Genomic DNA, 588 nt, shown 5'->3' on the forward strand with positions numbered 1-588 from the left:
TTTATCTCATCCACACTTAGCTACCCAGCGCTGCCTTGGGCAAGACAACTGGTACACCAGCGGTGTGTCCATCCCGGTCCTCTCGTACTAAGGACAGATCCTCTCAAATTTCCTACGCCCGCGACGGATAGGGACCGAACTGTCTCACGACGTTCTGAACCCAGCTCGCGTACCGCTTTAATGGGCGAACAGCCCAACCCTTGGGACCGACTACAGCCCCAGGATGCGATGAGCCGACATCGAGGTGCCAAACCTCCCCGTCGATGTGGACTCTTGGGGGAGATAAGCCTGTTATCCCCAGGGTAGCTTTTATCCGTTGAGCGATGGCCCTTCCATGCGGAACCACCGGATCACTAAGCCCGACTTTCGTCCCTGCTCGACTTGTAAGTCTCACAGTCAAGCTCCCTTCTGCCTTTACACTCTACGAATGATTTCCAACCATTCTGAGGGAACCTTTGGGCGCCTCCGTTACCTTTTGGGAGGCGACCGCCCCAGTCAAACTGCCTACCAGACACTGTCTCCCACCGGGATCACCGGTGTGGGTTAGAGTGTTCATACAACGAGGGTAGTATCCCACCAATGCCTCAA

General features: G+C 55.6%; 1 rRNA gene. It reads right to left on the reverse strand.

From position 1 onward, the window contains the following. Positions 1–588 (reverse strand): 23S ribosomal RNA (locus LPAF129_RS11045); the annotation flags it as partial.

Origin of the sequence: Ligilactobacillus pabuli (assembly GCF_022836475.1) — a bacterium.
Taxonomy (GTDB): domain Bacteria; phylum Bacillota; class Bacilli; order Lactobacillales; family Lactobacillaceae; genus Ligilactobacillus; species Ligilactobacillus pabuli.